This is a genomic window from Tolypothrix sp. PCC 7601 (genome assembly GCF_025677855.1).
In the GTDB taxonomy this organism is placed as follows: domain Bacteria; phylum Cyanobacteriota; class Cyanobacteriia; order Cyanobacteriales; family Nostocaceae; genus Aulosira; species Aulosira diplosiphon.
In genome coordinates this window covers 52,977-75,705 of the sequence record NZ_CP064882.1, presented here as the reverse complement: position 1 = coordinate 75,705, position 22,729 = coordinate 52,977, and the positions used below count along the sequence as shown (strand labels likewise).

General features: G+C 41.2%; 17 protein-coding genes, 8 tRNA genes and 3 pseudogenes. 12 read left to right on the top strand and 16 right to left on the bottom strand.

Annotated elements, in window-relative coordinates:
* Positions 1-31: 31 nt before the first annotated feature.
* The 3 genes from HG267_RS38750 to HG267_RS38740 all read right to left on the bottom strand — a co-directional run bounded on the left by HG267_RS38750 (position 32) and on the right by HG267_RS38740 (position 2,975).
* Complete coding sequence (locus HG267_RS38750) at positions 32-1,600, bottom strand: helix-turn-helix domain-containing protein (RefSeq protein WP_045873604.1); 1,569 nt, start codon at positions 1,598-1,600, stop codon at positions 32-34.
* Positions 1,600-1,788, bottom strand: coding sequence for a hypothetical protein (locus HG267_RS38745; RefSeq protein ID WP_155539579.1), 189 nt, complete (start codon positions 1,786-1,788; stop codon positions 1,600-1,602). The genes HG267_RS38750 and HG267_RS38745 overlap by 1 nt, the downstream gene beginning before the upstream one ends.
* A gap of 197 nt (positions 1,789-1,985) precedes the next feature.
* Positions 1,986-2,975: a hypothetical protein gene (locus HG267_RS38740; RefSeq protein WP_063749846.1), complete on the bottom strand. Its 990-nt coding sequence runs from the start codon at positions 2,973-2,975 to the stop codon at positions 1,986-1,988.
* A gap of 837 nt (positions 2,976-3,812) precedes the next feature.
* Here HG267_RS38740 and HG267_RS38735 point away from each other — a divergent pair.
* Both HG267_RS38735 and HG267_RS38730 read left to right on the top strand, forming a co-directional pair.
* Positions 3,813-4,217 (top strand): helix-turn-helix domain-containing protein, encoded by a 405-nt coding sequence (locus tag HG267_RS38735; RefSeq protein ID WP_045873668.1) that lies wholly within the window; start codon positions 3,813-3,815, stop codon positions 4,215-4,217.
* An 82-nt stretch (positions 4,218-4,299) separates the two neighbouring features.
* Positions 4,300-4,605, top strand: coding sequence for a sigma-70 factor domain-containing protein (locus HG267_RS38730; RefSeq protein ID WP_081584132.1), 306 nt, complete (start codon positions 4,300-4,302; stop codon positions 4,603-4,605).
* Between the two features lie 4 nt (positions 4,606-4,609).
* On the opposite strand, the pseudogene HG267_RS38725 reads toward HG267_RS38730, so the two are convergent.
* The 3 genes and pseudogenes from HG267_RS38725 to HG267_RS38715 all read right to left on the bottom strand — a co-directional run.
* Positions 4,610-4,936, bottom strand: a pseudogene (locus HG267_RS38725) (SNF2-related protein); the annotation flags it as partial.
* A gap of 10 nt (positions 4,937-4,946) precedes the next feature.
* Complete coding sequence (locus HG267_RS38720) at positions 4,947-6,083, bottom strand: ParB/RepB/Spo0J family partition protein (protein ID WP_045873601.1); 1,137 nt, start codon at positions 6,081-6,083, stop codon at positions 4,947-4,949.
* 2 nt (positions 6,084-6,085) lie between these two features.
* Positions 6,086-6,898 carry a ParA family protein gene (locus tag HG267_RS38715; protein WP_045873600.1) on the bottom strand — a complete coding sequence of 271 codons (813 nt, stop codon included), beginning with the start codon at positions 6,896-6,898 and terminating at the stop codon, positions 6,086-6,088.
* A gap of 661 nt (positions 6,899-7,559) precedes the next feature.
* Here HG267_RS38715 and HG267_RS38710 point away from each other — a divergent pair.
* The 5 genes and pseudogenes from HG267_RS38710 (at position 7,560) to HG267_RS38690 (ending at position 14,656) form a co-directional block, all read left to right on the top strand.
* Positions 7,560-9,598, top strand: a pseudogene (locus HG267_RS38710) (AAA family ATPase).
* Positions 9,599-9,763: 165 nt separating this feature from the next.
* The gene (locus tag HG267_RS38705; protein WP_045873599.1) at positions 9,764-10,705 is read left to right on the top strand and encodes a ParM/StbA family protein; all 942 of its coding nucleotides are present in this window, start codon (positions 9,764-9,766) and stop codon (positions 10,703-10,705) included.
* A 22-nt stretch (positions 10,706-10,727) separates the two neighbouring features.
* On the top strand, positions 10,728-11,033 hold the full coding sequence (locus HG267_RS38700) for a hypothetical protein (protein ID WP_045873598.1): 306 nt from the start codon (positions 10,728-10,730) through the stop codon (positions 11,031-11,033).
* 445 nt (positions 11,034-11,478) lie between these two features.
* Positions 11,479-14,178 carry an NHLP bacteriocin export ABC transporter permease/ATPase subunit gene (locus HG267_RS38695; protein ID WP_045873597.1) on the top strand — a complete coding sequence of 900 codons (2,700 nt, stop codon included), beginning with the start codon at positions 11,479-11,481 and terminating at the stop codon, positions 14,176-14,178.
* A 313-nt stretch (positions 14,179-14,491) separates the two neighbouring features.
* Positions 14,492-14,656, top strand: coding sequence for a hypothetical protein (locus tag HG267_RS38690; protein ID WP_155539577.1), 165 nt, complete (start codon positions 14,492-14,494; stop codon positions 14,654-14,656).
* Positions 14,657-14,759: 103 nt separating this feature from the next.
* Here HG267_RS38690 and HG267_RS38685 read toward each other — a convergent pair whose 3' ends face one another.
* Complete coding sequence (locus tag HG267_RS38685) at positions 14,760-17,021, bottom strand: NHLP family bacteriocin export ABC transporter peptidase/permease/ATPase subunit (protein WP_081584136.1); 2,262 nt, start codon at positions 17,019-17,021, stop codon at positions 14,760-14,762.
* A gap of 179 nt (positions 17,022-17,200) precedes the next feature.
* Here HG267_RS38685 and HG267_RS38680 point away from each other — a divergent pair, with 179 nt between their 5' ends.
* From HG267_RS38680 to HG267_RS38660, 5 genes are all read left to right on the top strand, one after another.
* Positions 17,201-18,640, top strand: a complete 1,440-nt coding sequence (locus HG267_RS38680) for an NHLP bacteriocin system secretion protein (RefSeq protein ID WP_045873596.1) — start codon at positions 17,201-17,203, stop codon at positions 18,638-18,640.
* 152 nt (positions 18,641-18,792) lie between these two features.
* On the top strand, positions 18,793-19,284 hold the full coding sequence (locus tag HG267_RS38675; RefSeq protein ID WP_045873595.1) for a DUF192 domain-containing protein: 492 nt from the start codon (positions 18,793-18,795) through the stop codon (positions 19,282-19,284).
* Positions 19,285-20,195: 911 nt separating this feature from the next.
* Positions 20,196-20,561 (top strand): VOC family protein, encoded by a 366-nt coding sequence (locus HG267_RS38670; protein WP_045873594.1) that lies wholly within the window; start codon positions 20,196-20,198, stop codon positions 20,559-20,561.
* Positions 20,562-20,600: 39 nt separating this feature from the next.
* Positions 20,601-21,245, top strand: a complete 645-nt coding sequence (locus HG267_RS38665) for an AAA family ATPase (RefSeq protein ID WP_045873593.1) — start codon at positions 20,601-20,603, stop codon at positions 21,243-21,245.
* Positions 21,242-21,601 (top strand): CopG family transcriptional regulator, encoded by a 360-nt coding sequence (locus HG267_RS38660; RefSeq protein ID WP_045873592.1) that lies wholly within the window; start codon positions 21,242-21,244, stop codon positions 21,599-21,601. The genes HG267_RS38665 and HG267_RS38660 overlap by 4 nt, the downstream gene beginning before the upstream one ends.
* 145 nt (positions 21,602-21,746) lie before the next feature.
* Here HG267_RS38660 and HG267_RS38655 read toward each other — a convergent pair.
* From HG267_RS38655 to HG267_RS38615, 9 genes and pseudogenes are all read right to left on the bottom strand, one after another.
* Positions 21,747-21,829 (bottom strand) — tRNA-Ser (locus HG267_RS38655).
* A gap of 7 nt (positions 21,830-21,836) precedes the next feature.
* A tRNA-His gene (locus tag HG267_RS38650) sits at positions 21,837-21,910 on the bottom strand.
* Positions 21,911-21,917: 7 nt separating this feature from the next.
* Positions 21,918-21,991, bottom strand: a tRNA-Ala gene (locus HG267_RS38645).
* A gap of 3 nt (positions 21,992-21,994) precedes the next feature.
* Positions 21,995-22,095 (bottom strand): annotated as a pseudogene (locus HG267_RS38640).
* Positions 22,096-22,101: 6 nt separating this feature from the next.
* Positions 22,102-22,177: transfer RNA gene (locus HG267_RS38635), tRNA-Val, on the bottom strand.
* 123 nt (positions 22,178-22,300) lie between these two features.
* Positions 22,301-22,372: transfer RNA gene (locus HG267_RS38630), tRNA-Gly, on the bottom strand.
* Between the two features lie 8 nt (positions 22,373-22,380).
* Positions 22,381-22,454, bottom strand: a tRNA-Thr gene (locus HG267_RS38625).
* 85 nt (positions 22,455-22,539) lie between these two features.
* A tRNA-Met gene (locus HG267_RS38620) sits at positions 22,540-22,616 on the bottom strand.
* Positions 22,617-22,690: transfer RNA gene (locus tag HG267_RS38615), tRNA-Leu, on the bottom strand.
* Positions 22,691-22,729 lie beyond the last annotated feature (39 nt).

Here is a 22,729-nt window from a genome sequence, read left to right as displayed (position 1 = left end):
GAGGCATTTTCCCATAAAGTCAACCGCTAGCCTAGACCAGACCCAAAACTTCTTTGAGCTTTACAGCATACTTCTCTGCAACCACCTTATCACTACCCTCAGTTTCAATATCTCTCACCCAACTCTGACTCATCCCTACCGCACGAGCAATCTCCCTTTGACTTATGCGCTTGGCTGTTCTAATCTGCCGTAAAATAGCCCCAGTAAGTTCGCTTGTTTGAGATAATTCAAAAATTTGTGGCGTAGCCTCTGCCTGGGAATGTGTTTTTACTATTTTATAGGTGCTGACTATGGTGTGTGCATTATGATTTTTTGTCTCATGTTGAGAAATTTCTTGAGCAGTTTGCTGTTTTTGAGTCTCAAATTTACTCAAATGATTTTGGCTTTGAACTGACACCTTCAAAATCAACTTTGCAGGCAACAAAACATTTTGAATATAGTTATCTGGCAATCTTTTAGTTCCAAGAAGCTCCTGATTTCGTTCTTTTGCAGATAAATTACTCAGTTCATCCGGCATCGCCCATAAAGGTCTGAGCCATAATGGGTAAGTTTTATCATCAAACTCTATTTTGATACCAACCTTATCTTTTAAAATTAGTAATGCCTCTTCCAGATTTTCTTTTAGTCTCCAGCCGTAACGATAATCATTAATTGCTTGTTCAATTTGATAGGATGGCAAAACGTTACTCAATAAGCTATGAACTGTGTAAACACCATTCTTGTGAGCGCGACTATTCTGAATAATATACAATGCTAGACTTGTAGCTAGTTTTTGTTGATGTGGATCTAGATCAAAAACTTGCTTGGGGATAAATCCATACTGGTACAGAGCAGTTTTTGACTGCTCACCTTGGGAATTGAGGAAATTATAAGTCCAAAGACCTGGTTGTACCCGGATTATAACTTCGCAAAGGTCATCATTGTCTCCGAACAAATTTGGTTGACTATATTCCTGTACGCTCACCATCCAAAGCAGGCAACGCTCTTTGATACAAAGGTTTAACTCCCCTTCATACCAGTGGATAACTGCACCCAAAGTCCCTACTACCACGGCTAAGTCTGCGATCGCCTTGAGTCTTTGAGATTTTGTCAGTTTTTTACTTTTATATATCTTCAGTGTTTTGATAAGTTCTAAACCTCGCAAAACAAATGGTTGCTTCCAAGGTTCTGCTTGTCGAGCTGCATATGTGGCGAACACAGCATGAAGCCTTGCTGCCATTACACCATATTGCTCCAGAATTTGATGTTCGGCGCAGTCTAAGATGTATTGTGGTTGATGCTCTTGTTTATTAAGAATGTAAAACTCAATATAACGACCCTTTCCAAATGGTTTTTGGAAGTAAAGGCTGCCATTACTGTACTCACTCCAGTCTGGGTGCTTAAGGTATGCTTGAGTGGCACTAATAATTGGTGCGCCTGTTGCGGTCATCTCGTAGTTTTTGCTTGTAAACAGCGGTGGTTTTGTAAAAGGAAGGTTTTTTGGTTTTCTAAGACGCTTATTTGTTTTTGCTGTTGGTGGTACTTCTAACCCAGAAATGCTTAGTTGATAGTTTGATGATTGAGGGTCAGCATACTCTATTTTATCCTGTTTGACCGACATTAAGGTTGCCCTCCCCAGCCACGCAAGATATGCGATTGAGAATTGGGGTGAGGGGTAAATGTCAGGATAATTTTTAAGGTATTATCTAATGCATTAAGCCATACTGCTTTCAATCCCAACAGTTGTAAATTATTTGAGTTGTATTTAGGAATGTCTGCTTGTTTGCCCATAAACGAAACCAAAATCATATAATTTGCTAAAGAAAAAGCAAACAGCAAAGTTTGTACTGCCACATGGCAGTAATGACCAAGTTTTGTAACTATCCTCGCTAGAATAAGTTTGTCAGGTTGAAGAGCGCCCCTTTTGGCTGTTTAAGGCTTTAGGACAACAATTTCTGTTTTGCATTACATCGAACACAGACGTGCTTGAGTTAGCCTTGCCTTTTTCAAGTAATTTCTGACACCTGAACATCGATAATATTCTGGTGAATCTGCGCCTTTGGGGATGTCTCTTTTTTGAGAACCGCCGCTTTCAGAAGCTTTGCAACCCAGTCAACTACAACTAAACCAGATTCTTTGGCAGCATCTTGTATTAATGGCTGTAAGTATGTAGGCAGTTGTAGATTTAAGGTAAAGGTTTCTTGTAATGGTGGCCGAGACTTGTTGATTTCATCTGACTCTGCCCATTGATGAGTCCAGAATTCGCATTCAGCTGCCCGTTGATTACCGTCCTTTTCGATAAAGCTCAATTTCCCCAGTTGATAGCAATAGAAGCTTTGGGGGTCATCAACAAACTCTCGGCTGCAATGAGCACAGTTCCAGCAGCTGCGTGCAACTGATTTTGTAGAGTTGTTAGTTGATTGTTGTTGGTTAGGAGTTTTCTTTTTCCTAGATTTGGTTACTACACTACCTTGCTGATATTCTTTAGCAACTTGGGCAACGTGGACAGATGTAACTTTGCCACTTGGAGCCGTAGAAACTGCTTTATTCCAAGCTTCCCGTTGTTTTTCGGGAGGTAGTACTGTTAGAGGACGGGCTTGGCGCTCATTGGCGGGAAGAATTTGTGCGCCATGGCGCACATTTTCATAAACTGAGGCTGCCTCAATTAACTGATAAGCCGAACGCCGAGACATCTCCCAACGAGTAATGCAATATTCCTCAAAATTTTTGTAGTCTTGCCGATATAAACGTTGATCTTGAATCTGGCGTAAGGCTTGTCCTATTTCCCAAAATGCTCTTAATCCACGTTCAACTGTAGCTTCTAACCTCCTTAGTTCTTGCGCCTCAGTTTCGCTAATAATTTCTATGTGCGATATATTTTGACCATTAGCCTTGTTTTGCTTATGGTCTTGGTTTAACTCCACTGGCTCACTATCATGAGTAGGAGTAAGAAGATTAAGTGTATCCAAATCAACGGTAGAGTTAGAGGATGACATTGATATGTTTTTTCCTCTGACAAGGTTTAAAGTCTTTGTGTAAACTGAAGGTATACTTAACTACGCTGTTATCAACAGATGTTTTTGTATACACATTAGTAAGTTTGCACGATGCAATAGTAAGCATTGCACAATGCAATAATAATTACATAGGATGCTTTAAATTTCTTAATAAAAATATTTTGTATCATAATATACAAAATATGATAATTTATTGTGCATAAACATATATTGTGATGGTCGATATCACCTCTGATTTACCGAAAAGGAGGGCTGGTGAAGCTGGGGAGTCTCTTGGAGAAAGCCCTCCGTAGATGGTCGGAAGCCTCCGAATTCATTCGGAAAAAACAAAAAAACACTTGCTTCGAGACGCATAGGCGCTTTAAGCAATACGTCCGTGACTTTTGCCTAATAGTTTACGCTCTTGTTCTTATTTGGGAAAGCTGGTCTTTATAGCCCAAAATGCCTGTATTAAAACCAAGGAAGGAAAAAACAAGTATTCTAAAAAATTCCTAAAACTGAGATAAATTAATCACCGTGCTAATGAAGTCGAGACTTGATGGTGTTCGAGTGAAAGCATCCCTTACGAATATGAAGAGTCGGGACATAAATTTTTGGTTGGTTTATTTATTTACAAGTACTTGGGGTAGCTGAAACCCTTGTAAATATTAGAATTTTAGTCTTAAATTAGTTATATTTAGATTAATAATCTAACTCCACAACGGCTGCCCTAGTATCCTTTAGTGGTTAGTATCCAGTGGTATAAATACTAAATTAAATTACGTAAGTATGAAGCCTCCAGTATCATTGGCCACTTTTAATTCCGGGTCTTCTACAATGCAGGAACGCCAGAAACGATTAGCTCAGTTGATTGAGCAGCTGTTACAAGATGGCTGGACTCAAACGACCTTATCTGAAGCGCTCGGTGTAGATTTCACAACTGTTTATCGGTGGTTGAAGGGTAAAACTATTCCCGAAGCTGATTCTAGGAACTTTCAGCGGTTAGCGAAGGTAACTGGTGGCGATAGTGTATCATTACAACTCTACTTAGATGGAGAAATTTCGCTATCCACGTACTGCAAAGATTTGGAGAAACAACAAGTGGAGGGTATAAAAAAACGTAAAATATTGACTTCTGAACAGATTAAAAGAGAAGTTTTAGCACAGATTTATTTACTTGATCCAGCAGATATTGCAGAAGTAATTTCTACAAGTGTAGCATTTTTAATTAAACGAGCTTGAACGAATTATACGTATCTATTAAATTGAGTGATTTGATTTATACTTTTAGGTTCGCCTGATTATCAAAGAGCATTAAAGTTGCATGTCTAGCCTCAGTTCCGACATGGTTCGCGTTTATTTGCAAGGGATTGGTCAGTTTCCCTTATTAACAGCAGACCAAGAAATTGTTTATGGCAGGCAGGTACAGCAAATGATGACCATCGAGCAACACTTTGATACGCTCAGCCAACAATTGAATTGCGAACCAACTTTGAATGAATTAGCTGTTGATGTTGACAAAAGCGAAACTGAAGTAACTCAAATACTTCAGCCAGGGAAACGAGCAAAGCAAAAAATGGTGACAGCAAACCTGCGGCTGGGGTACTACTATCTAAATATTGATAATTAATACCTTCGGTACAGGAGGGTAATTTTTCCAGTACTTGATTTTTCAGGCGATCCAACAGAAATGGTTGAATAAGTTTTTTGAGTTTGTTGTGTACTTGTTTATCCTGAAATTTCTCAATCGGGATAGCAAAGCGTTGATTGAAGCTTTCAAAGGAACGCAATAACCCAGGATTAATAAAGCGAAACAAATTTCACAGTTCGCCGAGGTAGTTCTCAATCGGAGTCTCAGTAGTAATTAGTTTAAACTCACCTTTGAGGTTCATCGCCGCCTGGGAAAGTTTGGTGCTCATATTTTGGATTACCTGGGCTTCATCCAGCACAATCATTTGCCACAGAGACAAATTAATTTTGTTTTAGTACTTGTTCAATTTCTACTAATTTTTGGCGTAGTACTTCTTGAAACTGTAGTAATTCAGAAGGATTCGCTTTTTTGAGCGACTCTAAAGAAAGTTTTTGCAAACGACGAGACGTTTGTGTTAAATCCTGAGTACTAGTATCATTTGTTACTGATGATTTTGATTGAGATGCTAGCACCTCAGTAACTAATTTTCGTGTAGCAATAGCAGATAATTTTTCAGCTATTACTTTCTGCGTAGTTTTTTCTCTAATGGAATTGGCTTCTTGTTCAGATAATCCTAAATTTTTAGCTGATAGTTTTTGTAATGCCATTGCATGAACACCTTTGAGTCCGCTTCGGATTGCAATTTTTAGGTCTTCTGCCAAAGATAGCATTGGAAAAATGTTGGCATCGATAGAAGCAGGATTTAGTTGTAAATCCAATAACACCCTTAATACTGCCTTCTCTGACTCACTTATATCTAAAATCTCTAGTTCTTGCTCTTGTTCTTTCGTATCCGCTGTTACTAGTTCCAAAACTGACTTTATACGCTTTTGTGCGTTTAAACGTCGTACTACTGTTGACAGGAGGCGCGGAATGTCTTGAATATTTAACCCAGTGATTGTAGATATTTCCCGTACAATCGCTTCTGCTTTATCAAGAGGATTAAGATCTTCTCGATGAAGAGAAGTCAGTAATGCTTTGCGATGTAAAGTAACTGGTTCTGGAATTATTACTGCTTGTATAGTTTGCCAACCTATACTTTTAGCGCTTCGCCAGCGTCTTTCTCCATCGAATATTAATAGATGATTACCTCTCTGAATCAGAATAATGGGTTGTAGTTGTCCATCTCTGCTTAAAGAGCGAGACATTGATTCGATACTTTCAGGCAAAAATGTTTGTCTAGGTTGTTCTGGATTCGGCTCAATTTGTTCGAGAGAAATTGATAGAATCCCTGATTGAGATTCTAGTTGTTTTCGCAACTCTTTAAGTTGTGATTCTAAATCGCTAGAATTTTTAGAACGGAGTTCCTCAATTTCTGCTTTTAATTGCTGTATTTCTTCCTCAGCAGCAGATAAATGCTGAGATTGCTTCGCACCTGAAAAATAATTCGTAAGATTAGGAGTTTTACGAGCGCACATAATTATTTTGTTCTTTTAGTTGTCTTGGGCTTTCCAATTAGATTTATAAGATACGAAGTAATTTCCTTAAAATCATCCTTAGCAGGATGGCTAGGACGATAAATATGTAATGGTAACCCTTGACCACTAGCATTGACAAATTCTGCACTATCTCGAATTGGTGAAAATGCTCGAATCTTCATTTGCTCCAACTGTTCAGGTAATGCTGCCAGTATCTGTCGATGCGTACTTCTGCGGGCATCATATTGATTAGGTATAAATCCTAAAATTTCTGGAGTGGGGTTTAAGCGCAAGTATTTGCAATGGTAGTAGTACCACTCCAATAGATGTGCCGCTCCTTGAATTGATTTCGGCTCTAACTGTACGGGAATAATCAGATGTGTACAAGCTGCCAAAGCCATTAAAGGTAGTGGACCCAGAGTTGCTGGGCAATCAAAAATAATTACATCATGTTCTAATGGGTAGTCAGTTAGACAGTCCGCTAAGAGATAAGCTCCTCGTTTGTGAAGTACAAGCTCATCTGCTGTTTGGGTTAGTACCATTCCTCCTTGACACACGACAACTTTATTGATGTACTGACTCCAGCATGGAGTTAGTGGCCAAGCACCCTCAAATTTATCTTTAAGAACCTCTGCTAACGTCTGTTCCGGTTCTGGTGGATTTAACCCACAAAATAATGTCAATGAACCTTGGGGATCTAGGTCGAGCAAAGCTACATTATATTTACGTTTTGCTAGCTCATAAGCTAAATGAACTGAAAGTGTAGTTTTACCACTACCCCCAGCATTACTGATCACAGCTAGTCGAATTTGCATGGTTTTGCTTCAAATACTGTTTTAAGATCGGACGTTTAGTGTCTCGATATCATATATCAATATATGATGTGCTGAATTATTTGCTCTTATCGAAAATTTAGGTTTAAATCCTCGCCCTTGTAGCGTGACTTTACAAGCAATTTACTAAAATGTAAAGCATGGAAAAACCTTCAGGTAGCGATTCTATTCCACCACCAAGCGAATTGTTATTAATCTAAGAGATAGGATTAGAAAAACAAAAATAGTTTACAAGCAAGGCAGAAATAAGGATGCCATTATCCGGAGCTAGTGCCTGCCAATGTTAATTTTGTGGCAGAAAAAATTTTAGACAACAGGTCATATCTAGCGGGGATTTATTCTGATGGTAAGTCCAGGAATAAATGTTGTACCACAATTCTGTTACGCAGGAGAGTACACTATTGACTCTGGACTTGAACAGAAAACTTACCGTTGAATTACCAGTTGTCTAGATCCTAGCTTTTATCTGGCTTTGCTACTAGCTCGCGAATACCATCAACATTGAGAAGTAGAAAATACGATTGATTAACTTAAAACTCAGGATATGGAATGCCTCTATCCGTTCAAAATACATGGGGTTTAATACCAATACATGATTTTTCCGATACTTTTGGCTAGCATTCATGGTAGGGGTTGTAACTGAATGGACTTATTTGATCAACATCTGGCTCAAGTCACAGCAACAGAAGCTCCACTGGCAGCCAGAATGCGTCCTTTGACACTTGATGAATTTGTTGGTCAAGACCATATCCTTGGACAAGGAAGGCTTCTGCGACGTGCCATTAGTTTAGACCAACTGTCTTCACTGATTTTTTATGGACCCCCAGGAACTGGCAAGACCACTTTGGCGCATGTGATTGCTAATACAACTCGCGCTCATTTCATTGCTATCAATGCTGTACTATCTGGTGTCAAAGAAATTCGGGCGGCGATTGAAACTGCACAACAGCAGCGCAAATTCTACAACCAGCGGACTATCCTGTTCGTGGATGAAGTCCATCGTTTCAACAAATCCCAGCAAGATGCATTACTGCCGTGGGTAGAAAATGGGACAGTAATTTTAATTGGGGCAACCACAGAAAATCCGTATTTTGAAGTGAATAAAGCACTAGTCAGTCGTTCGCGGATTTTTCAGCAAACACTTACTGATTCTCAACGTGGTTATGGCAAGCTGGCAGTGCAAATCGAGACTGACGCTTTAGCTCACTTAGTTAATGTTGCCAACGGTGATGCTCGCTCATTATTGAATGCTTTGGAATTAGCCGTAGAGACGACATCGGCTAATTCCACGGATGTAATTCACATCACCTTAGCAATAGCGGAAGAATCAATTCAGCAGCGAGCTGTTTTATACGATAAAGAAGGTGACGCTCATTTTGATACTATTAGCGCCTTCATTAAAAGCTTACGCGGTTCAGACCCGAAGCATTTGATCGCGTCGGTATGCCAGAAGGACGATATCACCTAGCGCAAGCAACACTTTATTTGGCAACTGCACCAAAGTCAAACAGCATTATGGGTTTTTTCGATGCTTTGGCAGCTGTTGAACGCGAAAAGTCAGGTGAAATTCTGAATCACCTCAAAGATGCTAGTCGGGATAAAAAAGGATTTGGGCATGGAGCCGGCTATCTGTATCCTCACGCTTACCGAGACCATTGGGTGGCGCAGCAATACTTGCCTAAAAGCTTGCAAGGGCAAGTATTTTATCAGCCATCAATGCAGGGATTTGAAGAAAAAATTAATGCTCAAGTTGCCAGCCGCCGTGAAGCTCGACTAGCTGCTTTAGTAGAAGGAATTGGTGTTGCTCCCCTAGAAATACTAACTTATGGCAGTGTTGACCAAACTACTGAATTATGGCTACAACGTACTCTCTCGCAAGTAGGTACGCAATTAGCTACAGTACGCGATCGCATTTTCAGCTTAACCCAATTACAATGTCATCATTTGGTATTGGATTTAAATGCAGGTAGTGGTTTACTCACCTGGGAAGCAATCCGCTGTGTCCCAGAAGGTGGAGTTTATGCTTGTGTTCATACTCAAAATGATGCTCTTGCTCTCATGGAACAAGCAGCAGCACTTCCAGAACTGATGCGTCCAGTGATATTAAATGCTCAAATCACTGAACTACCTGCTGTGCTAGCTTCACAAACGCCAGGAGTAATATTTGACTACATTATTGGTCGCAATGTATTGTTTGCCCAATCGGATAAAGCGAGCGCGGCCCAAATTCTAGCTAAATTACTGCCTTCGTCAGGAAAAATACTGCTGGCGGAATCAATCCCACGCCACACACAAAGGCTTTATCGCTTAATTGAGCCAGAAAAGTTGGATAAAAAATTGTATCAGCGTTTAGTTATGGCTGAAGAAGCTATCTACTCAAATCAGTCAGATCCAATGTTGAATTGGGATGCTTTTGATTTGCAGCAAGCTTTTGAAGATGCAGGGTTAACAGTCGAAGTATCAGTTGAGCAGAACACAACACCAATACACATTAGCTCAGGCTTTATTGAGCGCTTGTTTAGAGCCAATGCAAATCGACCCAGTTATGGTGAGCGACTAGCTCAGAATCTGACATCCGAGGAAATACATTCTCTCAATGAAATATTTATGCGTTCCTTGCTCAATCAAACAGTCAGTTGGATGAGTTCTACTGCTTTTTTGAAAGCAGCATATAAAATTTGACATCTTTAGCAGTCTACAAAAATTCCTGGGTTATAAGTAGGGGCTATATATACCCCAAAAACACTTGGGAATTTTTATGCTCATTTTACCCCCTATATAGGGTATATATAGGTAGTACTTAGGGTATTTTTGGCTGATTAATACTTTGTACCCCATTTGACACCCATGACCAACATTCACACGTTACAAAAAATTTTTCCGGCGGGCTTTGATAACGGTTACGGCAGCCTCAAACTTTTAGTCGATGGCTTTGGAGTGGTTCGCGTCCCCAGCTACATTTCTTCTGTTGACATGGAAGATGTTCCCGGAAGAGTAGTTTTCAATGGTACTGCCTACACCGTCGGAGAATCTGCTTTTCGCACAGGTTATCATTTTGAACGAAATACTGATAACAATGAAAATAAAGTCAATAATGCACTGATTACATTATTAGGTGCATTGGCACATCTGCCACACCGTAAGGCTTGGCATTTAAAGTTAGTCGTCAGCCTACATGATGTTGGTTTGGCAGGAGACTTAAAACAAATACTCAACGGAGAATATCAACCAATACTTGCTGGCAAAGTTTCAGAGGTCAAGATTGAAGTACTCAAAGTCGTCCCAGAGGGTATGGGTGCATTGTTTGGGCAACAACTTCCCCCAAAATTAACCGTTTTAGACTTTGGCAACGGTACAACTCTGTATTCTCGTTACAGCCAAGGTAAGCGTGAAGTTCACACTCCTTATCCCACAGGTGTAGAAGTCCTCATAGAGGATATCTCCCAAAAGATGAAACATCTTAATGGCGGTAAAATCGGTGACCCATCAAAAATTCGATTTTGTCTAGAAATGGGACATACCAGGTATAGCCGTGATATTGATATCAAAGATGTCTACAGTGCTTGTTTAAAGGACTGGTACGAAAAATACTTGAAGAAAGTTGTGAATCTCACACTTGATGCCAAACACGCTGGAGACGAAATTTGGGCGATTGGTGGCGGTTGTCTGTTACCTGGATTTAAGAAGTTATTAGAGAAGAATGGGTTCCGAATTCTAGATAATCCGGTAGAAGCTAATGCCTTTGGGCTATTAGAAATGGCTAAAGCGATTGTCAAAAAGAATACCTAAGCATATTTTGTAGAAGATAACAATGGCAGATAAACAAGACTCAACCCCAGAAAAAATTCGTATTAAAGACAGCTACCGTGAACGCATATTTGCAGAATCACAACAATTAGATAAAAGTTACCTAGAGACGCTTTACTTTATCATTGATTGCTATTTTGCATTCAAAAAAGGTGCATTTCCGATATATCCAGCAGTCACACATACACCTGTTGTTACTCCTAGTGCTACAAAGCAAAACCTAGAAGAACAGTCTACTCCAGGGCCATCTACACAAGAAATTCAAGAAACTTCAGATGGCGAAACTTTCACTCTTGATTTTGATTTATAACTAAGTGGCGTGTGTGGGGTTCGCACCCCCAGATACACTGCTCTTTTCTTCACCCAGTTTTGGAGAAAGAAAAAACTAAGAAACACTTACTCTATGAAATCGATGATCTGCTCACAGCAAGGGTTTGTCGTAGGTAATGTCGCGCAACACTTTTGCTCGACATTGGTTACTCTACTAAAGCCTGGAATCTCCCCAGAAAAACTGGGTTTCTCCAGAACGAATCGCACTTACACATATCTCGGCTCAACCCCAAAAAGAGTATCTTTCTTTCAAGCACTCAAACTATAGGAGCAACAAAATATACAGTTAGGCTAAATTGATATATTGGCTTACCCATAACAGTAGGCAATCGCTTTCTTATAAGAGTAAAACTGTTTAGCCCATTGTGTTTGGTGTTCGCTAGTTTTTAAGCAAAAGTCTAAAACTTAACTTTGTTGCTGATCGCATGACTGACTTACTTAATTTTTATACTGATCTACAAGTAATTAAAAGCAATAGCCCTTTCCCTCTAAATACACGCGATACAGTGTGGATGCTAAAAGGCGGTGCAATGGCGGTGTTTGCGATCGCTACTACCAACGGTAGTCCCCAGGGTGCGCGACGTTATCTATTCGATGTCAATCCAACAGATGTGCTGTTTGGTATCGCAGCCGTATTGGAAGGGCAGTCTCATGGATTAATTGCCGTTGCCTATGAAGAAACGCATTTAGTATCAATTAATTTGGCAGACTGGGTAAAGCAAGTAATCGCCAATGATGAATGGGAGACAGTTTTTCAGCCGTTGCAGCAGTGGAGCGATCGCTTAGTTGAAGCTTTGCAAGCAGCAGATATTTCACTCAATGGTATCAATTTAAAAGGACTAGACACTTTTGATTTGGTCAGTGAACACCTGGATCAGTTCCACAATGATGTTTTACTTTGCTTGCACCAACTCGACCAAAAAGAGACTTTAACACGCTTTGAGCAATTTCGTTCGCGGCAGCAATTGAATCAAGAGGCGAGCGATCGCGCTATCCGTAATTTTACTGCTATTTTTCGCCGCTCAGAAGTAAAAGTTTTACCGGAAGGAACAGCTTTATTAATTGCTGCTGGGGCTGTGGGTAAAGCAATGGGGATTGAAATTCGTCCGCCAGGGAAATCAGAAGACCCCAAGCGCCTTAAAGACCCCTTAGAAGCGATCGCCCGCGCCTCGCGGATTCGGCTTCGCCAAGTAATTTTACGAGGTGCTTGGTGGGAGTTTGACTCAGGCCCCATTTTGGCATACACGGCACAAGATAAACGCCCCTTGGCTGTGCTTCCTGTAGGTAGAAATCGTTACGAAATATTAGATCCCGAACAACAACGTCCCATTCCTCTCAATGCCAACACAGCTGATTTGATTTCGCCTGTAGCCTATGTTTTTTATCGACCATTCCCAGACAAAGTACTCAAATCCTTAGAAATTCTCAAGTTTGCTACAAGGGGGACGCGGCGAGACTGGGTAAGAGTTTTGCTCTTGGGCGCAATTATTTCCCTATTGGGAATGGTCACTCCTCAAGCAACAGCCATTTTAATCGACAATGCCATTCCTAGTGCCAATCGGGGATTGATTTTTCAACTTGCTTTGGGGTTGCTAGCGGTGAACTTTGGCAGCACAATGCTGAATTTGGTAGATAATATCGCTATCATGCGGGCGCAAACCCTGGCTAAAGTTCAAACTCAAGCAGCAATGTGGGATCGGCTGCTCAAGTTACCCGTTCCTTTCTTTCGCAAATACACAATTGGTAACTTGCAAAGTCGGGTTGCAGGTATCCAAAAACTGCACCAAATTCTCAGTCGCAGTGTGATCAGGTCACTTTCCCACAGTTTCTTTGCTTTATTAAATTTGGCTTTGCTGTTTTCTTACAGTTCTCAATTGGCGCTGGTGGTAATGGGAGTGGCAGCGGTTAACGTGGGAATGACGCTGTTTTCGTTTTTGATTTCTCGCCAAAAGATGATTCCCATGCAAGAACTCAGTGGGGAAATATCCGGGCTAACGGTGCAGTTGATTGGTGGAGTATCTAAGCTGCGGGTTGCTGGTGCAGAAGAGAGGGCATTTGCTTATTGGTCGCAGATGTTTGGTCAGCAGCTCAAGCTCATGCTGAGTACGGAAGCAATTGAAGATGGTGTAACACTGTTTAACATGATTTTGCCTACAATCAGTTCCATGCTGATTTATGGTACAGCGATACTTATTGCCCAAGCACAAACCCAAGGTCAGACAGGTTTTTCTACAGGAACATTTCTTGCATTTAATACAGCTTTCGGTACTTTTATCAGTGGAATTACGGCTTTGAGTGGAACCTTAATTAAGGTGATGGAAGTTGCTGTTATCTGGGAGCGAGTGCAGCCGATTTTGGCAGAAAAGCCGGAGGTTGATGCAGAAAAAACCGATCCGGGGCTATTAGCGGGGGGAGTGAAGCTAGATCAAGTCAGTTTCCGCTACCAGGAAGATGGGCCGCTAGTCTTGGATAAAGTGACAATTGAAGCCAAGCCCGGAGAATTTATCGCTTTGGTGGGGCCATCAGGGAGTGGTAAGTCTACAATTGTTAGGTTGCTGCTGGCTTTTGAACAACCAGAGCAAGGGACGATTTATTACGATGGGCAGGATTTGTCAGGGTTGGATATCTCTGCGGTGCGACGGCAGTTAGGTGTGGTGTTGCAAAATGGTCGGATTAATACTGGTTCAATTTTCAAAAATATTTCTAAAGGTGCGTTGGTAACAATAGATGAAGCTTGGGAAGCTGCACGGATGGCTGGGTTAGCCCAGGATATTGAACAAATGCCGATGGGAATGCACACCGTAATTTCCGAAGGGGGAACGAATCTTTCTGGCGGTCAGCGTCAGCGATTGTTAATTGCTCGTTCTTTGGTTCTTAAACCAAAGATTCTGATTTTTGATGAAGCGACAAGTGCTTTAGATAATCGCACCCAAGCAATTGTTAGTGAAAGTTTGGAACAGTTAAAGGTCACAAGAATTGTCATTGCTCACCGTTTGAGTACGATTCGCAATGCTGACCGCATTTATGTAATTGTTGCGGGGCAAATGATGCAGGTAGGAAGTTTTGAGGAGTTGATGTCTCAATCAGGAATATTTGCTGATTTGATGGCGCGACAATTAGCGTGAATATAACAAAACAAATTTTTCAGCCACAAGTTTGTCAACAAACTATTACCACTGGTGGTTTATTGTAGTTTTTACAACACTTTATTTATACGTTTTTATACTTAAATAGTACTGCGTTTTCTTTATATTATTAATACAATACTAGTACTTAAAAAGTCATTATCTTTACAAACAATGAAATTAAGTAGCCTAGAATAGGCAAAGATGAGTACAGAGAACGTTGTTAAAATTAAAACCATACACAACTATGTATGTAACAATTTTCTCTCTGTAAACAAAGACAACCCAGTAGCATAACAAGGGAAAACCAAAGATGAGAGTTGAAACTCAAAAAACCATCACCAACGCAGTAGATAACGGAGAGTTGTCCTTACAGGATTTAGAATGGGTCTCTGGTGGCCAAGTGGAAGACGAGGACAAATCAGCAGAAGAAGTAGAACGACCAGAAGAAGAATCAGGGCCAGAAAAACGAGATTAAGCAGAGCAATGTCGCTTAACATACAATTCTTCTGAAAATATTCATTTCCCCAGAATGTTCTTGACGAATGTTCTGGGGAAATTACATTTTGTAGTACTTAATTTCACTCAGCTTGAATCAATCTTCTATAAGCACCATCCACACTCTTCATCTCCTCATGAGTTCCACGTTGCACCACCTTTCCCCGTTCCAGCACAATAATCTCATCGCAATCACGAATTGTACTTAAACGGTGAGCCACAATCATACAAGTGCAACCGCGTCGGCGGATATTTTTATCAATAATTTTCTCTGTGTTGGCATCTAAAGCACTTGTCGCCTCATCCATTACCAAAATTGACGGGTTATTCACCAAAGCACGGGCAATTTCTAAGCGTTGGCGCTGTCCACCACTTAAGTTAGATGCACTTTCCAGTAATTTACCATCCAAACCATCAGGAATCGCCATCACTACATCCAAAATTGCAGCATCCTGACAGGCTTTCATTAACTGCACATCAGAAATTGTTTCATCCCACAAAGTTAAATTCTCCCGTACTGTACCACCAAACAGAAAAATCTCCTGCTCTACCATCGCTAAAGAATTAGTAATTACTGCACGGGGAATTTGCTGTCGGGGAACACCATCAAACAAGATTTCGCCATCCCAAGGTTGATAAAGTCCAGTAATTAGTTTGGATATTGTAGATTTCCCCGAACCGCTACTACCGACAAAAGCTACCCGTTGTCCTGGTGTCAGGGTGCAACTAAAATTTTCAATTAATGGTGCTTCTACCCGACTATATCCAAAAGTCAGATTGCGGAGTTCGACATATCCCTGCAAGCAACATTTATCTACAGGCCAAGCATATTGAACAGGTAATTGCTCAATGGTAGCTATCGGTTGCAATGATGAATCTGTGGGGTTTTGCAGCACATCATCTAAGCGTTTCATATCACCATTGAGTGTCTGAATAGTCGTTCCCAAACTCAGCAACGTATTTACAGGACTTTGGAACTTACTCATGAGGCTTTGAAATGCAACCAACATCCCAATCGTCAAATGACCATCAATCACCCGCAACCCACCGATAACTAACAATAACATCGTCGTTACGGATGAGAGAAACAATGGTAGCAGCGATACCCACTGTTCATCTTGGTACATTTCCTGCTCGGCACTGGTGAGTTTGGCATAGTATCCTGCCCAACGACTAAAAATGTCGGATTCTATAGCACCTGCTTTAATGGTTTCAATACTTTGTAAAGTCCCAATTTCTACTCCAGCTAGTTTGCCTTGGTCTTGCGATAACCTCATACTAGTATCAATTCGACGGCGAGACCTCAACTGAATAGCGGTAACATTAATCACAACAGCAGCTACACCAATCAGTGTCAACAGCCTGTCATAAGCCAGCATCATTGCTGCGTAGAAAACAATCATGACCGCATCAATAGCAGTTCTAGCTAATTTTCCTGATAGTATTGAAGCAACTTTTTTGTTAATCCCAATGCGATTGCTAATTTCTCCGGCATAACGCTGGGCATAGAAACTAGAGGGTAAGCACAACAAATGCCAAATAAATTGCCCAGTCATGCTGATGGACAGTCGCAGATTGAGATATCTCAGTTTTCGCAATTGTAGCAAGTTCATCACTGCTTGCAATAATGCGATCGCTCCCATCCCAATCAACATTGGTTGAAGCCAGTCCAATCTGTTTTTTATCAAGACATTATCTATAAAGACTTGGCTGATAGCAGCTAAAGCTAAGTTAGGAATTACTAATAAAAAGCCAATCAAAACGCAAAATAACAGTTCGCCAAAGGAATTTTTCAGCCGAGAGTATAACGCACCAATAATATCTGCTTTCTTTCCACCTTTGTGAAACTCTGCTCCCGGTTCCATTACCAACACGACACCTGTATAGGCTGCGTCAAATTCTTGCATTGTGACGCTACGGGGTCCAGTCGCCGGATCGTTTAACCAAACACGCTGACGCAGTTTTCCACCACCAGTCTTGCCAACAAATCCTTCCACCACCACAAAGTGATTAAAGTTCCAAAATACGATAAACGGTGGTTTAATTTCTTGAAGTTGCTGGATATCTTTTTTAAAACCCTGAGCCTGCATCCCATAACTTTGTGCCGCTAAAATCATGTTCGAGGCTTTAGAGCCATCACGGGAAACACCACAACTAACTCGCAATTCTGGCAAAGGAACTATTCGCCCATAATAGCTCAGAATAATGCCCAAAGCTGCTGCTCCGCATTCGACAGCTTCCATTTGTAATAAAGTCGGCGTTCTCAAACGAGTGTTGTAATATTTGGGTTTTTGGGTTTGTTTTTTTATCGCAGCAGCTTGCTTGAATTTTTCAAATAATTGCATAGTCAATCCCGAAATCGCAAAAGCAGAAGGCACAAGGTAATAAAAAGAACAGGTAACAAGATAAATTCTTCAATTGTCTGGCTTGTCTACTCCTTAGAAGTATTCAACTAAATTGGTCAAGGTATTGATTAATATAAGGATAACTTCTACCGAGAAGGCAGTATAAAAAATAATGGTACATGAAAGTCAAAAAATTGAACCTATTTCGCCCAGAAGCTTTGCAAAAACTGTCATCTCCGGAGCAGCTTGATTTTCTAGTTCAGTTGGTACATCCAAAAGATTGGGTTATATTAGCTACATTTGGTGGGCTAATAACTGTTGGGCTGGTGTGGAGTATTTTTGGACAGATTCCAGTTGAGGTAGCAGGTAAGGGAATATTGATACAACCGGATGCTGTGGTTCCACTGAATGCTCCTATCAGTGGACAGATAAAAACGCTGAATGTTCAATCTCATCAGTGTGTTCGTAAAGGACGAGTATTAGCAACTTTAGAGCCAATCGAGTTGAAGGAACAGCTAAAACTTCAGCGTGGTAAACTGATTCAACTTCAAGCTCAGGCTCAAGATTTTGCCAATATCCAAGAACAACGGATTGCTTCAGAACAGCTAGAAATTGCTGCGTCGCGGACTCAACTGCTGCGACAACTACAAACAATTCAAAGTTTGTCACCAGATCTGAAAACTAAAAGTATAAATGCACTGCAACAGCAGCGAATCAGCCTGCAACAAAGATTGCGGAACGCTCAAGCAACGGCTCCAGCGTTGAAAGACTCTTTGCAGAAGCGTCAAGAACTAGCAAATGTAGGAGCAATTTCTCAAACTAATTTGATTCAAGCTCAACAGGAGTATAATCGCATCTTGGAAACAATCACAGATGCACAAGCACAACTAAAGCAAACAGAAGCTACTGAAGCGGAAATTCAGCAGAAATATGCTCAGAATCTGAATATGCTCGATGAAATTCAGACTCAGTTACAGCATTTAGAAACTCGCAGTCAGCGTTTAGAGCAAGAGAAACTAGAAACGAGAAACAATCAAATCAATCAAATTCAGGAAGTTAAGCGCAACATTGACGAATTAGAAAGTGAAATTGCTCGTAATAGCCAAATTATCAGTTCTTTTGATGGTTGTTTGTTAGAATTTGCAGTTACACCAGGACAAGTTATTAATCGTGGAGCTAATCTAGGAAGAATTAACGTTGATGGTAAGCAAGAAACCACAATTGTCATGGCTTATTTTCCTTCAGGTATTCAATTAACTTCTTATTTTGACAAAGAAGTAGCTATCACTCCAAATGCTATTTCTGATGGAGAGGGAGCAGTCATCGGCAAACTCGTTTCTGCATCCATCCTACCCGTGACTGAACAAGGAGCAGCTACTAGCCTGGGAAATGATGAAATTGTTTCTAATGTTGTTGGTTCAAGAGGAGGAAAAATAGAAGCAAAAATTGCAATGGAACGGGATTTATCTACTTACAGTGGATATCGTTGGACTTCAGGTAAAGGGCCTAAAGTCAAACTCACGCCTGGAATGTCGGTACACGTAAAGATAAAGGTCAAAGACCGCGCTCCCATTACTTTGTTGATACCAATGTTAGAAGAAATTTTAGATCGTTCTTAACTATCTTAAATACAATTGCTAGTTATAGCTGAATGCTGTGTTTGCTGTAATCATCGCTTTTTAGCAAACTCTAAAATCCGTAAACATTCGGGAATAAAAATGTGTTACAACACCAAATTTAATAAAAAGATCATCAGATAAATTCTCATATTATGTACAAAACTATCATTTGGATGGCTATTCTAGCTCTTACATTAATTTTAGGAAGCTGTTCATTAAATATCTCTGACTTAATTTTATTTTTAAAAGCTGAAGACACTCAACCGCAGTCACTTGAGATTAAAGCTTCTTTTAAAGCCAAGGGAAAGACTATTTTTCTTGAAGTAGCAGAAACAAAAGAGCAACAAGAAAAAGGCTTAATGTACCGCAATTCTCTAGCTGATGATCGGGGAATGTTGTTCCCATACAAACCACCTAGACAAGTTTCATTTTGGATGAAAAATACACTAATTCCTTTAGACATCATATTTATCCGAGATGGACAAGTGAAATTTATTTTGCATAACTATCCTCCCTGCACAAGTTATCCTTGCCCAAGTTATGGCCCTTTTGTACCCGTAGATCAGGTGATTGAAATTCCTGCGGGACAGGCTAGCAAATTGGGAATTAAGGTTGGTGACGATTTAGCTGTTCAAATTAAGTGATGGGACTTCAGTAGACAAAATCAAAGATATATCAGATTAAGACAATCAGCCAAGCCGTCGGCTTGAAAATGCAGAATTTTGGATGGTGAAGATCTACCAAAAAAAAGACAAGCAGAGTTGTTATGACTACAAAATTACTTGAAATAACTGCGCCATTCCCAACCTTGGGAAAGATTTATCAGATGCGCCTTAGCCCAGTAAACCTTGTGGAATATCTTCAATCACCGCTAAGGGTTATCTTGAGCAAAGCCTTATCTGAGGCTGATTTGCGAATAACCTTTTTTTGCTACATCGATTAACAGGATTTACTTGCTCTGCCCGGTTGATTTAAACTGTGTCAAAAAAAGGTTGCTTCAAAATCGACCGAGGCTAAGGAATCTGCCCGATTTAAACGTACCAGTCCGGGGGCGATCGCACTCCTTGAGCTTCGACCGGGCAAGAAAGGTGCGCGGTCGAACCACCTCTAATCCTTATAATTTAAGCTTTTTAGCTTGGTAATCAAACTTTTTCTTACTTTTATTTCTTACTTGTGCTACTTATCATCGCTATTCTTAGCATTAATAGAATATGCCATAGATTAAAATCTATATAATCACTCTGCCAAGAGACCACAACAAATAACTTTATTTGCTAGTAACACAAGCTTGGTAAATAGTCTTACTATGGTGATGCAAGTTTTACATAGTGGTAGGAAAACACCTATACACCCTTGTATAGCAGTAGAGAAATTTTGGGAGCTTCGAGATAACTGAAAATTATTGTCCTACTTTCCGTGATTGTTCTATCCAAACTGAACGGACTACATCAACGCGCTTATCAGTGCTTCAGTAACACTTGTTTTCCTGTATCATAGCTAATTGCTTGCCTTAATGCAGTAATGCAGTAAGGCAGTAATGATTTAAATAAAATAAATGTCTCAGCCTGAGCTAAGTTTGGTGGTTTTGAGAACTACCGATGTCCTAAAAACGCTGTTATTTTACAGAGCCTTTGGGCTAGAGTTCGAGCAAGAATGTCACGGTCAGGGGGTGATTCACTATGCTTGTACGTTGGGTATAAGTACAATCGAAATTTATCCGGGAATTGATGGGTCTGCACAATCGCCAGTACAAAGTGGTGCAACGATGCTCTTGTTTAAAGTCGCCAACATCGATGCTGTACTTACTAAACTTCAAGAAATTGGAAATACCATACTACCAACTGTCCAGTCAACCTTGCTCTTTCGTCGGGTAGTGCTAACAGACCCTGATGGTCGTAAGGTTGAGCTTACAGAATTATGAAACTTTTTATTAATGCAGTAATGCAGTAAGTAATGCAGTATGTCAGTAATTGCGTTTATTAATCAAAAAGGTGGTTGCTCCAAGTCAACATCCGCCGTTCACATCAGCTATTGGCTATCACGCAAGGGGCATAAAGTCCACTTGCTAGATGCCGACGCTCAACGTAGCAGTTCTATTTGGCTTCAGTCGATGGAGGATAATTCAATTCCTACTACCGTGCTGCAATCACCCGATGAACTGTTGGAGCAAATTCCAGAGTTAGCGCAAGAGTGTGATTATCTAATTGTGGATGGGCCAGCTGGTTTATCTGAAGCTAGCAGGGCAATTTTATTCAGAACTGACCTAGCTATAGTTCCCTGTCAACCCACAGGTTTAGATTTGCAATCTGCTAGTGATGCGGTGCGGTTAATCAAGCAGGCTCAGTCTGTGCGCGGTGGTGCGCCCAAGTCCACAATATTTATTAGCCGTGCTGTTAAGGGGACAAAGTTACTCGATGAAGCGATCGCACTTTTATCTAAAACAAAAGAAGTATCGGTGTTAAAGACAGTGATTCACCAAAAGCAAGCGATCGCTGACACCTTTGGACAAGCTGCAACAATTTGGAATTTATCGGGACGACCAGCAGCAGAATCTCAACGGGAATATGAGCGACTATTCAAAGAAATCATGGGGATGCTGAAATGACTAAAAAACGAAAGCCCCTTGATGATGCCTTGGCGCATGAGTTTGTCTATGGTCAAAAGGATGAGCTAAAAGAACCAGAGCAAGTAATAACTCAAAACCAACAAGAGCCTGAACCACAGCCAGAGCCTGAACCCAAACCAATTGCACTACCCACGCCCACACCTCAACCCATCAAGCCTAGTATTATGTCTCAACTCCCGCCGACCACTCCCAAGGAAGCGACAATTAGACTTACTGTGGATTTATCTGAGTCGATGCACCGCAAGCTGTCTATGTTGGCGGCGAGGACAGGGAGGAAAAAAGCTGAGATTGTGCGGTTTCTGTTGGATGAAGCACTTAAGGATGTAGAAGATTAATGCAGTAATTGATGCAGTAATGCAGTATTTAAGTATTTACTGGCTAAGTATAGACTTGCAGAAAAAATCCACTCAAGCGAGGTACTGCCCCTCAATAATCTGTGTTATCAGCACAGCGCCTCACTTTTCGGCTTCAGGTGGAAAACGGAAGATGGAGGAATTGAACCCCCAGGTGTTACCCTGCTCTAGTTTTCAAGACTAGTTGCCCTCCCTTGAGCAGCATCTTCCATTTAGGGGTGTCTGGCGGGACTTGAACCCGTTATGACTGGTTCCACAAACCAGCGCCGCGACCACTTTGGCTTCAGACACCATTCAGTGGAATCAAGGGGATTTGAACCCCTAACCTCCTGTGTGCAAGACAGGCGCTCTAGCCAGTTGAGCTATGACCCCATGTGGCAGGAGTGAAGGGACTTGAACCCCTACAAATCGTTCGCGTAGAGTCTCCCGAAGGGAGACTCTACGCGAACGATGCCCATCCATTAGGCGACACTCCCATAAGTTGGTAGCCCCGGCAGGAATTGAACCCGCGACTTCCTCTTTGTAAGAGAGGCACTCTACCAATTGAGTTACAGGGCTAAGAAAGCGAGTGATGGGACTCGTTCGTGCAGCGTTCTCGAAGAGTACCCATACGCTCTCGTGTGGCGCACTCAGATGCTAGCCACTACATCACACCCGCATTCAAGAACCTATAAGGTTCAGAGCGATCAACGAGATTTGAACTCGTGTCTCCTGGTTGGAAGCCAAGGGTGTTTACCACTACACCATGATCGCGTTAGTTAAGCTGGTGACAGGAGTTGAACCCGCAACCTACTGATTACAAGTCAGTTGCTCTGCCACATTGAGCTACACCAGCAAAAGTAGACGGCGAGGGCGGGGCTTGAACCCAGATTAAGAATTGACCACACCTTTGTGTTACCAGTTACACTACATCTGTATACTGGACGCGGGGGTAAGAGTTGCACTCACCGTTTGCAGCTTATGAGACTGCCGAGCCGAAGAATGCTCTATCCCCGCATACCCCTGACAGGAATCAAACCTGCAACAAACCCGGTTTAAGCGGGCCACGTCTGCCAATTGCGTCACAGGGGTAAAATTTGGTGGGCGCTACAGGAGTTGAACCTGTGTCAG

What these genes read in the sequence shown, in the direction of transcription:
- HG267_RS38750 (WP_045873604.1), bottom strand. Translation starts at nt 1,600, where the DNA reads ATGTCGGTCAAACAGGATAAAATAGAGTATGCTGACCCTCAATCATCA.
- HG267_RS38745 (WP_155539579.1), bottom strand. Translation starts at nt 1,788, where the DNA reads ATGATTTTGGTTTCGTTTATGGGCAAACAAGCAGACATTCCTAAATAC.
- HG267_RS38740 (WP_063749846.1), bottom strand. Translation starts at nt 2,975, where the DNA reads ATGTCATCCTCTAACTCTACCGTTGATTTGGATACACTTAATCTTCTT.
- HG267_RS38735 (WP_045873668.1), top strand. Translation starts at nt 3,813, where the DNA reads ATGCAGGAACGCCAGAAACGATTAGCTCAGTTGATTGAGCAGCTGTTA.
- HG267_RS38730 (WP_081584132.1), top strand. Translation starts at nt 4,300, where the DNA reads ATGTCTAGCCTCAGTTCCGACATGGTTCGCGTTTATTTGCAAGGGATT.
- HG267_RS38720 (WP_045873601.1), bottom strand. Translation starts at nt 6,083, where the DNA reads ATGTGCGCTCGTAAAACTCCTAATCTTACGAATTATTTTTCAGGTGCG.
- HG267_RS38715 (WP_045873600.1), bottom strand. Translation starts at nt 6,898, where the DNA reads ATGCAAATTCGACTAGCTGTGATCAGTAATGCTGGGGGTAGTGGTAAA.
- HG267_RS38705 (WP_045873599.1), top strand. Translation starts at nt 9,764, where the DNA reads ATGACCAACATTCACACGTTACAAAAAATTTTTCCGGCGGGCTTTGAT.
- HG267_RS38700 (WP_045873598.1), top strand. Translation starts at nt 10,728, where the DNA reads ATGGCAGATAAACAAGACTCAACCCCAGAAAAAATTCGTATTAAAGAC.
- HG267_RS38695 (WP_045873597.1), top strand. Translation starts at nt 11,479, where the DNA reads ATGACTGACTTACTTAATTTTTATACTGATCTACAAGTAATTAAAAGC.
- HG267_RS38690 (WP_155539577.1), top strand. Translation starts at nt 14,492, where the DNA reads ATGAGAGTTGAAACTCAAAAAACCATCACCAACGCAGTAGATAACGGA.
- HG267_RS38685 (WP_081584136.1), bottom strand. Translation starts at nt 17,021, where the DNA reads ATGCAATTATTTGAAAAATTCAAGCAAGCTGCTGCGATAAAAAAACAA.
- HG267_RS38680 (WP_045873596.1), top strand. Translation starts at nt 17,201, where the DNA reads ATGAAAGTCAAAAAATTGAACCTATTTCGCCCAGAAGCTTTGCAAAAA.
- HG267_RS38675 (WP_045873595.1), top strand. Translation starts at nt 18,793, where the DNA reads ATGTACAAAACTATCATTTGGATGGCTATTCTAGCTCTTACATTAATT.
- HG267_RS38670 (WP_045873594.1), top strand. Translation starts at nt 20,196, where the DNA reads ATGTCTCAGCCTGAGCTAAGTTTGGTGGTTTTGAGAACTACCGATGTC.
- HG267_RS38665 (WP_045873593.1), top strand. Translation starts at nt 20,601, where the DNA reads ATGTCAGTAATTGCGTTTATTAATCAAAAAGGTGGTTGCTCCAAGTCA.
- HG267_RS38660 (WP_045873592.1), top strand. Translation starts at nt 21,242, where the DNA reads ATGACTAAAAAACGAAAGCCCCTTGATGATGCCTTGGCGCATGAGTTT.